The organism is Paenibacillus sp. 2KB_20, from assembly GCF_052115765.1.
Classification (GTDB): domain Bacteria; phylum Bacillota; class Bacilli; order Paenibacillales; family Paenibacillaceae; genus Paenibacillus_AQ.
The window spans coordinates 509,097-523,618 of record NZ_JBFRHH010000003.1; the positions used below are offsets into that span (position 1 = coordinate 509,097).

At 47.5% G+C, this 14,522-nt stretch carries 13 protein-coding genes, 1 other RNA gene and 1 pseudogene; 2 read left to right on the top strand and 13 right to left on the bottom strand.

Features of this window, described 5'->3' with window-relative positions:
- Positions 1 to 120 precede the first annotated feature (120 nt).
- From AB4124_RS11730 to AB4124_RS11745, 4 genes are all read right to left on the bottom strand, one after another.
- Positions 121 to 414 (bottom strand): YlaH-like family protein, encoded by a 294-nt coding sequence (locus AB4124_RS11730; RefSeq protein WP_076320612.1) that lies wholly within the window; start codon positions 412 to 414, stop codon positions 121 to 123.
- 39 nt (positions 415 to 453) lie between these two features.
- Positions 454 to 2,295 carry a translational GTPase TypA gene (typA, locus tag AB4124_RS11735; RefSeq protein WP_076320611.1) on the bottom strand — a complete coding sequence of 614 codons (1,842 nt, stop codon included), beginning with the start codon at positions 2,293 to 2,295 and terminating at the stop codon, positions 454 to 456.
- A 152-nt stretch (positions 2,296 to 2,447) separates the two neighbouring features.
- Positions 2,448 to 2,960: a hypothetical protein gene (locus tag AB4124_RS11740; protein ID WP_441972944.1), complete on the bottom strand. Its 513-nt coding sequence runs from the start codon at positions 2,958 to 2,960 to the stop codon at positions 2,448 to 2,450.
- A 245-nt stretch (positions 2,961 to 3,205) separates the two neighbouring features.
- Positions 3,206 to 3,868: a TerC family protein gene (locus AB4124_RS11745; protein WP_441972946.1), complete on the bottom strand. Its 663-nt coding sequence runs from the start codon at positions 3,866 to 3,868 to the stop codon at positions 3,206 to 3,208.
- Between the two features lie 129 nt (positions 3,869 to 3,997).
- Between AB4124_RS11745 and AB4124_RS11750 the strand changes: the two genes are divergently transcribed.
- Positions 3,998 to 4,690 (top strand): TerC family protein, encoded by a 693-nt coding sequence (locus AB4124_RS11750; protein WP_430112710.1) that lies wholly within the window; start codon positions 3,998 to 4,000, stop codon positions 4,688 to 4,690.
- Positions 4,691 to 4,781: 91 nt separating this feature from the next.
- Here the strand turns inward: AB4124_RS11750 and thiI are convergent, their stop codons facing one another.
- The 6 genes from thiI to AB4124_RS11780 all read right to left on the bottom strand — a co-directional run bounded on the left by thiI (position 4,782) and on the right by AB4124_RS11780 (position 9,484).
- On the bottom strand, positions 4,782 to 6,020 hold the full coding sequence (gene thiI / locus AB4124_RS11755; RefSeq protein ID WP_441972948.1) for a tRNA uracil 4-sulfurtransferase ThiI: 1,239 nt from the start codon (positions 6,018 to 6,020) through the stop codon (positions 4,782 to 4,784).
- Positions 6,017 to 7,177, bottom strand: coding sequence for a cysteine desulfurase family protein (locus AB4124_RS11760; RefSeq protein WP_441972950.1), 1,161 nt, complete (start codon positions 7,175 to 7,177; stop codon positions 6,017 to 6,019). The genes thiI and AB4124_RS11760 overlap by 4 nt, the downstream gene beginning before the upstream one ends.
- 170 nt (positions 7,178 to 7,347) lie before the next feature.
- Positions 7,348 to 8,034, bottom strand: a complete 687-nt coding sequence (locus AB4124_RS11765) for a lytic transglycosylase domain-containing protein (protein WP_076320605.1) — start codon at positions 8,032 to 8,034, stop codon at positions 7,348 to 7,350.
- Positions 8,035 to 8,184: 150 nt separating this feature from the next.
- On the bottom strand, positions 8,185 to 8,547 hold the full coding sequence (locus AB4124_RS11770) for a hypothetical protein (RefSeq protein WP_430112704.1): 363 nt from the start codon (positions 8,545 to 8,547) through the stop codon (positions 8,185 to 8,187).
- 69 nt (positions 8,548 to 8,616) lie between these two features.
- Positions 8,617 to 8,841 carry a DUF1540 domain-containing protein gene (locus AB4124_RS11775; RefSeq protein ID WP_006209042.1) on the bottom strand — a complete coding sequence of 75 codons (225 nt, stop codon included), beginning with the start codon at positions 8,839 to 8,841 and terminating at the stop codon, positions 8,617 to 8,619.
- A 136-nt stretch (positions 8,842 to 8,977) separates the two neighbouring features.
- A complete protein-coding gene (locus tag AB4124_RS11780; protein ID WP_006209041.1) occupies positions 8,978 to 9,484 on the bottom strand; it encodes a YpuI family protein in 507 nt (168 codons plus the stop codon).
- A 253-nt stretch (positions 9,485 to 9,737) separates the two neighbouring features.
- Here AB4124_RS11780 and AB4124_RS11785 point away from each other — a divergent pair, with 253 nt between their 5' ends.
- Positions 9,738 to 11,663, top strand: coding sequence for a S8 family peptidase (locus AB4124_RS11785; protein ID WP_441972954.1), 1,926 nt, complete (start codon positions 9,738 to 9,740; stop codon positions 11,661 to 11,663).
- A 77-nt stretch (positions 11,664 to 11,740) separates the two neighbouring features.
- On the opposite strand, the pseudogene AB4124_RS11790 reads toward AB4124_RS11785, so the two are convergent.
- The 3 genes and pseudogenes from AB4124_RS11790 to rnpB all read right to left on the bottom strand — a co-directional run bounded on the left by AB4124_RS11790 (position 11,741) and on the right by rnpB (position 14,438).
- Positions 11,741 to 13,061, bottom strand: a pseudogene (locus tag AB4124_RS11790) (IS3 family transposase).
- A gap of 157 nt (positions 13,062 to 13,218) precedes the next feature.
- A complete protein-coding gene (locus AB4124_RS11795) occupies positions 13,219 to 13,497 on the bottom strand; it encodes a hypothetical protein (RefSeq protein ID WP_441972956.1) in 279 nt (92 codons plus the stop codon).
- A 534-nt stretch (positions 13,498 to 14,031) separates the two neighbouring features.
- Positions 14,032 to 14,438, bottom strand: an RNA gene (gene rnpB, locus AB4124_RS11800) — RNase P RNA component class A.
- Between the last annotated feature and the right edge of the window lie 84 nt (positions 14,439 to 14,522).

Here is a 14,522-nt window from a genome sequence, read left to right on the forward strand (position 1 = left end):
AACGCTTCAAATTTCGAAGCATTTACCGGACCTTGGTTGACTTCTCTCTCTTATAAACGATGGGGACTGACAAAAAGTTGCCGTATGGTTGTTACCTGAGTTGCTAAATTTCTACAAAGCTTATGACTTCGGCTCGGTTTGAGCCTTCTTCTTCTGACGATCTTCAACAAAATATCGAATACGCACCATCAGCATCAATGCCACAGCTACTAACAAGCACTGGATAATCGGCAGCTTATCAATCTGAAACACAAGCAGTATCGCCGAACCCAAGGCCATCAAGATATACAGGAGAATCTCCTTCAACAGAGGGAGCTTCTGCTTCACCCGGAATACCTTGTTGTAAACGTAGGTGATCAGCACAAAAATCACGATATAAGAGATGAGTGGGTGCGAGGCAAACCATTCTTGCATGATAGGTTCACTCCTTTTGGACAAGTAGATCTCTATCTATTATAGATTTGCTTGCGCCATTTTACGATGCTTTTCTGCACGTTCGCGCTCACTCTTGTTCAAGATCTTCTTACGAAGACGAACGGACTTCGGCGTAATCTCGCAATACTCGTCATCGTTCAAGTATTCAAGCGCTTGTTCCAGTGAGAAAATAATCGGTGTTTTCAATTTAACCGTGTCGTCCTTCGTTGCCGAACGAACGTTGGTCAATTGCTTCTCTTTACAAATATTTACGACAATATCGTTATCGCGGGTATGCTCCCCGACAATCATGCCTTCATAAATCTCAGTTCCCGGTTCCAGGAACAGGGTACCGCGGTCTTCCACTGACATCATGCCATAGAACGTTGAAGATCCGTTCTCCGTGGAAACCAGCACACCTTGGTGACGTCCGCCCACTTGACCGCCAATAAGCGGACCGTAGCTGTCGAATGCGTGGTTCATAATACCATAACCGCGTGTCAAGGTCAGGAAATGGGTACGGTAACCGATAAGTCCACGAGCGGGAATCAGGAATTCCAAACGCACTTGACCATTTCCGTTATTCACCATGTTCACCATTTCAGCCTTGCGTGTTCCGAGACTTTCCATAACAGAACCCATGCTTTCTTCTGGTACATCGATCATAAGACGTTCGATCGGCTCCATTTTGACGCCATCAATTTCCCTAACGATAACTTCTGGTTTGGATACTTGAAGCTCATAACCTTCACGACGCATATTCTCAATCAAAATACTGAGGTGAAGCTCACCGCGTCCCGATACGATATAGGCATCAGGGCTCTCCGTCTCATCCACTCTCAAACTTACGTCCGTTTCCAGTTCTTTGAAGAGGCGGTCACGCAGCTTACGGGATGTTACCCATTTGCCTTCGCGTCCGGCAAAAGGACTGTTGTTAACAAGGAACGTCATTTGCAGGGTTGGTTCATCAATTTTAAGGACAGGCAATGCCTCAGGATTCTGTGGATCCGCAATGGTCTCTCCAATGTTAATGTCTTTGATACCTGCGATCGCCACGATGTCGCCACCACCTGCTTCAGCAACCTCGATCCGCTTCAATCCTTGGAAGCCGAACAGCTTCTCGATACGGGCACTCTTGGTGGAACCATCACGAAGCATAACGGTAACCGGTTGGCCTTGCTTAATGATACCGCGGTTCACACGGCCGACGGCAATACGGCCCAGATATTCATTGTAATCCATCAAGGTGACGAGGAACTGAAGAGGCTCGTCCACTTTCTCAGTAGGGGAAGGGATATGGTCAATAATGGTCTCGTAAAGAGCAAGCATGTTATCATCTTGCTTCTCCGGATCCAGACTTGAAGTACCGTTTAGGGCTGATGCATATACAACGGGGAAGTCCAGTTGGTCGTCATTCGCACCAAGCTCAATGAACAGATCAAGCACTTCATCGATCACTTCTGCTGGGCGGGCGGCCGGACGGTCAATCTTGTTCACAACGACGATTGGAGTCAAGTTATGTGCAAGAGCTTTACCTAGCACAAACTTGGTCTGAGGCATACATCCTTCATAAGCGTCAACAACGAGCAGAACGCCGTCGACCATTTTCATAATACGCTCAACTTCACCACCGAAATCGGCGTGTCCAGGTGTATCCACAATGTTAATCAAGAAATCTTTATACGTAATAGCCGTATTCTTGGCTAGGATGGTAATTCCGCGTTCGCGCTCCAAATCATTGGAGTCCATCGCGCGTTCCTGCAGCGTCTCATGCTCCCGGAAAATACCGGACTGCTGCAGCAGTTGGTCTACAAGTGTTGTTTTGCCATGGTCAACGTGAGCAATAATGGCAATGTTGCGAATCTGATCTCTTGATTGCATAAATATATCTCAAATCCCTTCTGTTCGAATGAGCCACAAAGAAAGCGCCGGACGACATGCCGACGCTTCAACATACATCCTATAATATAGGTAAACGAGCGGGAAAATCAAGTCTTTTCAGAAAACTTCCAGCAACTTTTACCTCTTACTAATTACCAACCTCTGCTCCATTTATTATTGCGCCCGGAACGATTGCGGCCAAAGATCATCCAAATGCCCGCTGCGATTAAGATCAGGGCAATAATGTAGAACGCCCCTGTCTCAAGCCAGGTGAAGATGAAAATCAAAACGGAAAGCATCGTCAGTCCAAGCGCAACCGGCAGCGCTGCGCCAGGTCGCGGGCTCTCGTACAGATAATATTCATACAAGCCGACAGCCACACCGAGAATTAACACAGGCCATAATGAAGCCATCAGTCCCCATCCCCCGATATTACATATGAAGAACAGAAGGCCATATACCGTCAGAATACCGCCTAGAATAAGAATTGCGGCAGATGCACGGCGACCAAAAAACATGATATGCAAAAAAATACCCGGCAGCAGCAGGACGAGCGGCCATAACGTTCTTCCCAGAAATCCAAACACACCAAGCTTACCGAGCAAAATAACGACTCCAGCAACAACGATGAATATACCCAACGCCAAATCTTTTCTGGAGGACATTTGATCACCCTCTCTTCAATATATGTATCACCAAAAATAGCGGTTTCTAAAAGAAGCAGTTACGTTAATTTTAGCCCAAACCGACAAAAAAAACCATATCCCGAGCTGTTCCACTTGAAATAACCTAGGCCCGCCTCATATACCTGCATGAAGCTAACAAAAAATGGACAACTGCACAAGACAGTCGTCCATTTTTGGATTAAACACTCCCGTTTACGCGAATAGGCTGTTGAAGTAAAATCCCGTTACATACCTGGCCGTCTTACTGTCTGTAATCCGCCAATGAGTACGACAGCACCTGCAATGACAATGGGCAGCAGATTGTGGGCATAAGGCATCCAGTAAGCCAGAATCAGCCCTACGCGAGAATCCTGTATGAGCATTTCACCTGCTGTAAAAGCTAGAATGCCGGCACCTATGTAAAGCAGCACGGGAAATTTGTGAAGCAGGTTTGAGATCATCCCGCTTCCCCATACAACGATGGGAATGCTTAATAATATTCCGATGACAATCAAGGAAAGATCGCCTTTTGCAAGCCCCGCAATGGCCAAGACATTATCCAGGCTCATCACGAAATCGGCAACCAAAATTGTATTGACAGCGGCCCATATCGTTGAAGCTTTGGCCAAGCTTGCACGGTCATGTTCCTTTTGCATCATGAGTTTGACTGCGATCCAGATCAACAGTAATGCGCCGCCAGCCTGCAAAAATGGGATTTTCAGCAGCAACACCGCCAAAAAAGTCAGAATACACCGTAAGAGAACAGCCCCTGCAGTCCCGATCCAGACCGCCCGTCTGCGATGTATTTCGGGAAGGTCTTTGCTGGCCATCGCGATAACCAGGGCATTGTCGCCACTGAGTACAAGGTTGATCATCAATATCTGTCCCAATAAAAAAATCGTCTCCACTAGAACAACACCCCCACTCTACACATATGTGGTAATGGTCCAGGCTATGCTTGCACAACGGGAAAAATAGGCCTATAATTAATCCACTTTGTTTAATGGTGGAACCGCATTCTAAGAGGAGTGACATTCATGGAAACCACAGCCGCTGAATTTTTTCTTGCATTAATCAACATTGTCTTTTTGGATCTGATCTTGGCCGGGGACAATGCCATTGTGATCGGTCTTGCCGCACGTAATCTTCCGAAGGAAACCCAGAAAAAAGCAATTATCTACGGCACTGCCGGAGCTGTTATTCTTCGTATCATTGCCACCATCCTCGTTGTCTGGCTGCTTAACATCCCTTGGTTGCTGCTTGTGGGAGGTGTACTCCTGATTGGCATTGCCTACAAGCTGATGACCGACGACAATAATGACCACGACAATATAAAAGCTGGCAAAAGCCTTGGTGCTGCCATTCGTACCATCATTGTAGCCGACGCTGCTATGGGTCTTGACAATGTCATTGCCGTTGCAGGCGCAGCCAAACACAATGTGATCCTTGTAACGCTAGGCCTGCTCATCAGTGTACCCATCGTGGTATGGGGCAGCACATTGTTTATCAAACTGATTAGCCGTTTCCCATGGATTATCTATGTAGGCTCTGCGGTGCTTGCGTACACGGCGTCCTCCATGATTACCGAAGAGAAGCATTTTCTGGGATATTTCGAAGCGCATCAGCTTATAAAATATCTCTTCATAGCTGCCATCATTATCGGTGTGCTGACTGCAGGTCATCTGAGAAAGAGATCTGCCGGGCGCCGCAAGTCATCTACCCAGTCATAATTGAAACTCCATAAGCGCGATAAAAACAACACCCCAAGGCTTCCAAGAAGCTTTGGGGTGTTGTTTATGTTGACCTTCGCTTGAACCTCGATTAGAACCATTCTTCGTTTACCACGGCCCCCGCATGCTTCTCGCCTAGCTCGCCGATTTTGCTTTCCGGGGTTATGATCACAGTCTCCGTACCGTCAATCGCAACTTGGATCCGTGCAGGTAGCTCGGTAATGGAAGCCTCCACCTTCTCGATGATCTTCAAATTCGGATTGGTGGTGGGCGACTTAGGCACAAACAACGTACAGCAATCCTCATACGGCAAAATCGATGTCTCGAATGTGCCGATGTCCATCGCGATATTGATGATATCGTTCTTATCCATCATAACGAGCGGCCGCAACAGCGGCAGCTCGGTGGCTCTGCCGATCACATTCATACTCGGCAGCGTCTGACTGGCAACTTGTCCGAGACTGTCTCCCGTCACGATAGCCAATGCGCCTTCCCGCTCCGCAAGCGAGGAAGCAATCCGTAACATCGCTCTGCGCATAAACGTAATGATCAGATTATCCTGGCCGATACTGACAAATGAAGTCTGTACATCGGTAAACGGAACCAGGTGCAGCTTAATTTTGCCGGTGAAGCCCGATAACAGCCTGGTTAGCTCCATTACCTTTTCCTTCGCCAGTTGGCTCGTGTAAGGGAAGCTGTAGAAGTGTACACATTCAATTTCAAGGCCTCTGCGCATGGCCGACCAGCCCGCTACAGGACTATCAATCCCCCCTGAGAGGAGCAGCATGGCCTTCCCATTCGTACCAATCGGGTACCCGCCGGCGCCTGGGATTACTTCATAATACAAATACGTCTCGTTCTCCCGAATTTCCACGCGAAGCTCCATATCGGGCTGCTTTACCTTTACTTTAAGCTGTGGATATGTTCGCAGCAAAGGCGATCCGACGAAATGGTTCATCTCTTGCGAGGAGTGGGGGAATTGTTTCCACACCCTTCTCGCATTGACTTTGAAGGTTGACGGGTCAGCCAGTTCCTTCTGTCCCACAAAATCAATCGCTGTTTCGATAATGCGGTCAAGCTCGGAAGGGCATACGCGAACCGGACTGATGGAAACAAGACCAAATACTTTTTTTAGAACTTGGATCAGAGCCTCGGGTGACTCCCCGTTAAGCTCGACGTACAAGCGGCCGTATTCCTTTACGATTTTTGCTCCCGGAAACGGTTTGAGCACGCTTCGAATATGATTTAATACCGATCTCTCGAATCGGTTGCGGTTTTTGCCTTTTAGGGTAAATTCGCCAAAGCGAAGCAGCAGTTTATCGTAAGTCATCTTCGGTTACCCTCTCTTTCTATAATGGGACGCAGGTTCCCGCATACTTTTGCCAAGACTTCGACTAGTCGCGCTGCATCGCCCAGCTGATGCTCTTTGCCAAGACTGATACGAATTCCGGAGGAAGCAACGTCCATGTCCTTCCCCATCGCTAACAGGACCCGGCTGGGTTCGCTTAATTTAGAGGAGCAAGCGGATTTGGTTGATACGAGCATGCCCATCTCTTCCAGAGCATGGACCATCACCTCGGGTTTTAATCCCGGATAAGAAAAATGAAGGATATGTGGCGCACTCTGCTCACTGCTGTTTAACACCAATCCCGGAATTTTGTCGATGCCCTGGAGCAGAAGCTCCCTTAATTCCGTCATCCTTGCATAAAACTCGGGCTGGCGTTCTCTGGATAACCGCATGGCCTTCGACATCGCTACGGCTCCAGCAACATTCTCCGTTCCTGCCCGGTGCCCATTCTCTTGTGATCCGCCCGATACCAACGGGAACAACTGCACGCCTTGCTTAATGAACAGCACGCCCATTCCTCTCGGGCCATTGAATTTATGTGCAGACAGGCTGTATAAGTCGGCCTGCCACTGGGAAAGAGTAACCGGCAGCTTGCCAAATCCCTGTACGCCATCGATATGCAGCAGCGTTCGTGAATTTCGTTCCTTGACGATACGCCCCACTTCAGCCAGCGGCTGGACGGCCCCCGTCTCATTATTGACATGCATGATGCTGACGAGCACCGTATCTTTGCGCACAGCTTCCGTCAAAGCAGCCAGATCCACCACGCCGGCGGCATCCACCGGGAGATAGGTCACTTCCCATCCCAGCGTTTCCAGCTGTTTGCAGCATTCAAATACGGAAGGATGCTCTGTTCCGGTCGTGATGATATGCCGACCCCGGCTGCTGTACTGCATCGTAGCCCCTTTAATCGCCATGTTATTGCCTTCGGTTGCCCCGGATGTGAATACGATCTCCGTAGGCTGAACGTCCAGTGCGGCTGCACACACCTCTCTTGCCTTCTTCAGCAGTTTAGAGGCAGCCTCGCCTGAACGATGAAGCGCTGACGGATTAGCATAATGCATTTTCATGATTTCAGCCATTGTGTCCACTACTTCATCATAAGGAGGGGTCGTTGCAGCGTGATCCCAATATATCAAGGTAAATTCCCCTTTCCATCATACGCATTGCACGTTGTAGAACTTATTATTCCAGACCTTTATATTTACACAAAAAGACCAAACGGTAAAGCCGCACTCCATCTTAAATCGGACAAAGTGGCGCTTATCGTTTGATCCTCTATCAGGTTACTATTTATCCCCAAGCGGGTTTATAAAGTGTATTTTGATTGAGCGTTCATGACTTTACTAATGTATGCCTGTGTTTCCTCAGGTAATTCATGAGCAACAGACATCAGCTCTTCATCACTGGATACACCCATATTGGCGATACGGGTTGGACCTGCATTATACGCTGCAAGTACCATAGCCTTTTCTCCGCCAAACCGCTGAATCAGATTGGACAGATATTTAGTACCACCTTCGATGTTCTGAGCCGGATCAAAAGGGTTTCTTACCCCAAGTCCCCTTGCTGTGCCGTCCATCAGCTGCATCAGGCCCTTGGCCCCCGCAGAGGACACCGCATTCGGATTAAAGGAGGATTCCGCATCGATGACCGCTTTAATCAGCGATACCGGCACTCCATACCGTTCCCCTGCCGCTGTAATTAAATCCTCAAAGGTTGTTGGCTTTGTTGCCCCCGTGTCATGCACGACCCCCTCCATTGGTATAGACGAGGCGGATTCATCTACAGCTCCTAGCTGCTGCCACAACAGTCCATCTTTAAAGGTTACTCCCGGCGCAAGCTGTGTCATGGAACGTTCAACCGGCTTGGAGGTGGAATCTTCGGCAAGCAAGCTGCTCAGCACATTGACAAATCCGGTTGCCGACTCGGTGGAATTCGTATTCATCTGTGGTATATCCGTCATTTGCTTCCATGATATCGGGTCTATTTGCATCGTTTAACTCACTTTCTGCAGCAAAATTTCAAACTTGTCCTTTATTTTATCATGGAACTGGAACAATCTGCTAGACCTATTCGGCAAAAAAATAAGCGAATCAACCACTCACTGGTTGACCCGCCCATATTCACATCATTACAAAATGAATTACCTACTGAAAGGAATCAAGATAAAATAACTGAGCGTTGCCAGTATGCCGAGTCCGATCGACCACGCGCCTGTCGTTCTGCTGCCTTTGCTGTACGCGTAATATCCAACAACCGCTGCGATGGGCCCCAGGATAACCGACCACATGAACAAGGAGGCGATGCCCAATACCAAGCCCACATATCCGACAGTACGTCCGGTAGAAACGTCTGCTTTATCCTCGTCTGCTCTTCGTGTTGAGGCATCCATAGGGGGAGCAACCTCAGTTGCATATTCTTCACGATGATCTTTGCGCGGGAAGTCTACCCTGTTTCGCTTGCCTTCAACAACCTTCATTTTGTGCTTGCGATGTTTTTTATCCATAAACGTGCTTCCTCCATTTCCATCATCCTAAAGTGCCCAGCACCCGGACTTTATCCGGCTTTTTTCCTGTCAGCCCTTCGGCTTAAAGGTCAAACAGCAGGTCTCGGAAGACTTGTCAGCAACATCCTGATGGTCGTCTACGTAAGGCTCTGCTCCATACTCTTCATTGAGTTTCACATTCGCATGACGGTCAATTTCAATCATAATCATCTCGGCATGACATAAGTTTTGTTCTCCCCAGTAATGGCAATTGCTGACACTGCACTTCACTAATGGTTTGGCTTCGTTGGCCATTTTAGCATCACCTCGTCAACATTTTTTCCTTAGTTTACTGCCGGTATGCACAAGAACGATTGTCAGTTGGTGCCTAAGCAGCAAAACGCAAAAAGAGATGCCAATGGTTGGCATCTCATGAGTATTCCTTAATATGTTAAGCGTGACTTTTCTCTGATTGCATACGGCGCTCCGTCAAATAATCGCTTTCGTAATAAGCAAGATCATCACGTAGCTCTTCATAAATCTTGGTAATGTTCATAATGACATCACGGGCAGGACGAACCGGCTTCTTCCGGAAACGGATCGCATCCTGTCCGGTATAGGCGTAACGACCATCTTCGGAATAGCTTTCATTTTTGGGATAGAAGAAACTGTTAACACAGCGGTGATACAAATTATACAAAGCCTTCTCGGCAAAATCGATATCAAAATTAGGGCGACGCTGTACAACACCTAGCTTCTCATAGGAAACTTCAGAAAACACAAGCAAATGGCGAACATCCGACAGAAATCCTTTGTAAAAATGAACGGTTTCCTCGTCCTGTTCCGTTACCAATTGGGATAAAGCATGTTCGTTCAAAAACGTTTCCATAATCGAAATAGCAGATTTCAACTTTTCTCTGGACTCTGAGCATAATTTCTGAAGATTGTCTGCTGGCATTACGATAGATCCCCCTTAAATGGTCGTGACCCTACAGGTCATATAACCTGGCGGTCATTATAATATGTACTATCCTAACACAAATTTTGGGATAACGAAATCCCTATCATGAATACACTTACACGGTTATTTTTAGTACATTTCATTTTGCGAACTCACATCCGTTTTATCACGAAATGGAACGCATAAAAAGGATTCACTCTTCCCACGCTAAGACTACTTAAATCATGAAATGCGGCGAGGAGGAAAACTTGTGAAATCTCGTACCCTATGGAGCATCCTAGGTGCAGCGTCAGTTCTTGGCGCGCTTCTGATCTTACTGTTCATCCCCGGTTCGAAACAGCCTGCTCCAACAGCTGAACCGGTACAGCCTTTAAGGCCCCAAGAGGAGAACAAGGCCAAGCACTTTACTATGCAAAGCGATATCCAGGCAACGGATCAACTAAACCGTATTGATGCAAAAGGTCATCTGCGCAGGATGCTGAACAATAACGCTTTGCGCAGCCCAGGTCAAATAAAAGCCTATACGCAAAAAGAACAAAAGTTTCACAAGCATTTTCAGCAAGTACGGTGGTATAACCTTAAGCAAAACACAATGACAGATATACAGGGTCTGCTTCCCAAAATGAGCAAAAAAGATAAAAAACTGATTACCGATCATTTCCAAATCGCGCAGCAGAAACTTAAACGGGGAGAAACTTATGATTCACCCAAGTTCAATGTCGCGGGACAGCCTTATTTTGTTGTTGCCGAGCCGTCCAAGGATGGCAAATATGGCGCCGCTGCTTTGGTTAATCAAGGCATACTGCATGAAGTAAGCAATCACCAGAAGCGGAATCTGCGATTAATTCCGTACCCAAAGGAAGGAAAATTCAAGGTCGAATCCATTCATGCGGATACCCTCTCCGACATCACCGTCAAAACCGGACATGATAATGAAAAGGCCAGTCACTTTTACGAAAATGAAATTGTGGTGTCCTTTCAAAATGAGCCGTCACAGCAGCAGCTCCTCGATATCTCTAAGGAAATATCGTGTGAAACTCCGAGGAAACTTGGCTATGCTTATGTTTTCCGTTCCAAGGATATGGACTACCTTAAACTCCGCTCCTATTTCGAGCAGAAGTGGAAACCCAAATATACCGAGCCCCACTACATCTATTTAACCAATGATCGCATCCATCAATCCAGGGTAAGCTCGGATTCCTTACCCGATGGAGCGAACGCGCAGGTCAATATCCCGAATGATTTGCTGTTTTCTGAGTATCAGTGGAATTTGCCCGTCATTGAGACGAACCGGGGCTGGGATTTGTCCAGGGGCAGTGAAGACGTGATCATTGCAGTGGTTGATACGGGAGTGGATCTTCAGCATTCCGATTTGAATGGGCAGTTGGTGGAGGGGTACAACATCGTAGATAAGGACAAGCAGCCCTTGGATGATGTTGGTCATGGAACGCATGTGGCCGGGATCATTGGAGCCCTGGTCAATAACGGTGAAGGTGTTGCCGGGGTAAGCTGGTACAACAAAATCATGCCGGTCAAAGCGCTTGACGGATCCGGATCAGGAACAACCTATGCCGTCGCAGAAGGGATTATTTGGGCGACAGATCACGGAGCCAAGGTGATCAATATGAGTCTAGGCAACTATGCGGACTCCCAGTTCCTGCATGATGCCGTGAAATATGCTTATGACCGTGACGTTGTCCTTGTTGCCGCCTCAGGCAATGACAACACGGAGCGCCCTGGTTATCCTGCCGCCTATCCGGAAGTGCTGGCCGTCGCCGCAACGGATTCCAATCAGAAGCGGGCGGAATATTCCAACTACGGCGATTATATCGACGTGGCTGCTCCAGGGACCAATATTGCAAGCACCTTTCCAGGGAATCAATACGCGGCTCTATCCGGAACCTCCATGGCTAGCCCCCACGCAGCTGCCATGGCCGGTCTCATTCGTTCCCTTAACCCTGACCTGACCAATCAGGAAGTCATGGACGCCATGATAAACCAAGCGGTCGATCTTGGCGATAAAGGAAAAGATAAATATTACGGTCATGGTCAGATTGATATTTTCCAATCCTTGAAATCGGTTGGCGCGCCCGAAGTCCCACTCCAAATGTGGCCAGGTCAAACGCTTCGGAATCTGGAGCGGGAGCTTCGCAAATTAAACAGCTCAAAGGAATAAAATAATCGAAATAAAGCAGCTTCCGCCTCTGAACTGTGACCCCAATTGTGGAGGATTTATAAAAAAACAGCCTGAACTTAACTAGCAAGCAGATGGCCTCTGAATTCGTCAGGGGTCATCTTTTTTAATGTCCATTGGTATCGCTCAGCATTGAGTAACTTATGTAATCAGCAACACGCATCCTGACTTCATGAATGGATTCACAATCCGTAAAATCAACCTCATCTTTCATATGACCGAAGAATGATTCCATGGGGGCGTTATCCCAGCAGTTCCCACGGCGTGACATGGATTGCTTCATGCCGTTCCTGGCAATGAACAACTGTGTTTTAGGGTGCGTGTAGTGCATACCTTGGTCGGAGTGCAATATGGCTTCTGGATGCATGTTACCATCTAGTCGCGCTAGTAGACGTTGAAGTGTCCGTTCGACTAGTGAGAGTTCAAGCGTGGCCCCAACGCACTCGGCGAGGATTTGCCTAGTAGCTCCATCCTTGACGCAGGAAAGATAGGCCCATTGTCCGTTTCCATATCGCAGATAGGTAATATCAGTTAGAAACACTTTCTCAGGCTCTCCTTGGTCAAACTGCCGCTGAAGCAGATTCGGACAGGTCTTGTGTTCATGTGTAGCTTTTGCCATCCTACGGTATGGATTCGCTTGACGGATCGTTGCGACCAAGCCAGCTTTGCGCATAAGACGGCGGATCTTCTTGTGATTCATGACAACACCACTTATTTGCTCAAGTCGCATCTTAATCACGAGTGCGCCTGCCTTACCATTCAGGGCCTCAAAGTGCTGCTTGATGAGGAGAATGTCCTGCTCGTCCGCTGCCATACGAACCTGACGCTTCTCCTCGGCTGCAATCCATCTGTAATAACCGCTTGGACTTACAGTGACGAGCCTACACAAATAACGAGTCATACGCTTCATTCCATATGCACGAATCGTGCGATAAATGAGCTCGTAACGCTCGGAGGGCTTTAGTGTTTCTTCTGCCTTTCGAGCGCTTCGAGCTTTTTTAGCAAGTCCACCTGCGCTTCAAGCAATTTAATCTTAGCTTTTGCTCGTTTTAATTCGTCCTCCGCCGATAGCTCGCCAAGTGGTTTTCGCCCTACACTTCCCTTACCTCGTCGTTCTATGGCAAGTCCTTCTTCACCGTACAAGTCGAAGGTGTCACGCCAACGCTTCAGGCTATGTTTGGGCTTCTTATGACCAATGTCGTCTAGGTCGAACCCAGCCCGAATGAAGATTTCTGAAGGTGTTTGCCCCTCCTTGTAGGCTCGCAGCGCCGCACGTTTGAACTCAGATGTATACGTAATGGCAGATTCGGTTACGTGCTGTACATTGGGGTTTCTCTCCAATTTTCTCATCTGCTCTATTGTAAAAACTACTCGTTTCAATTTTCCCATCTTCATCTCGCCCCTCATCTTATACCTTGATTAAAACACAAGTGACCCACAAGAGGGTCACTTTTTTTAAGTGTCCTTCTTATGGGTCACAGTTCACTCGCTAGCGTTAGCTGCTTTATTCATACTCAGAGGCAAAGCGCCGTTACATTTATTTCTTGCGGCGGGAACGGCTAGCACGTGCTGCAACTTTCTTCGAACGCTTGCCAGATACGGTAACTCCGCCATAGCCTGCCTTCTCGGATACGACTTCTTCTTCGCTGTACGTATATACATGTTTTTCTACAGGTACACAGTGAATCTTATCCACCACTTTAATCGGATGAATAACGGGTACAATTTGCGGTACATAGTGGTCTCTAACGACAACGATCGGTTCGCACACTATCGGTGACACAGGAGGACATGGATTTTCGTTATAACAAGACATGTTTTTTGCATCTCCTTTCCGTTGATGATTATAGCTTATTACCCAAAGGGCTATTTGGTATGGACGATTATCCTTAAAGGGCGGATGAACTCCCAATATTTTCACAAAACCATAAGAAAAACGTCTATCGACGTACTTTCTCAGAAGACAGACCACGGTTAGAGGAAGTTTTTCTTGCGATATCAGGAAGACCCAAGCTTCGAAGTTTATACTTTCTGATATCTAAAAGAAAAACGTCTATCGACGTACTTTCTCAGAAGACAGACCGCGGTTGGAGGAAGTTTTTCTTGCGATATCAGGAAAGTTTATACTTTCTGATATCTAAAAGAAAAACGTCTATCGACGTACTTTCTCAGAAGACAGACCACGGTTAGAGGAAGTTTTTCTTGCGATATCAGGAAGACCCAAGCTTCGAAGTTTATACTTTCTGATATCTTGAAAAAACGCGCATTTCCTTTACACACCTGATGAGGAATGTAAAGAAAATGCGCGCTTGTACCATTGCGATATCCGTAAAACAATATGTTGTTCAGTTGGGAAAGCTTTCCGTAAGCCGGGTTCTGTGCTCTTCGTGGTCATAGCGGGAACTACCCTGCCACCATGAGCGACAATCATCTATCTAGGCCGATCATTACTAATCGACTCAAGCGACCAACCCGGACGCGCCTCGGGCTAAGGCTGTCTCCTCGAAGGAGACTGCGTCCCATTAGGTCTTGCTCCAGGTGGGGTTTACCAGGAACGAAGTCACCAGCGTTCCTCGGGGTCTCTTACACCTCGGTTCCATCCTTGCCTGTGCCACCCTAAGGCGGCCATCGGCGGTCCATTTCTGTGGCACTATCCTTCAACTCGCGCTGACTGGACGTTATCCAGCACCCTGCCCTATGGAGCCCGGACTTTCCTCTCGCGGCTTTGACGCCGCCAGCGATTGTCTGTCAAACTTTCCGGACAACATTATATATTATACAGTGATTTGAAGCGGTACACAACCCATTAAACATTAACAACAACTGATTAATTTCCCAGCT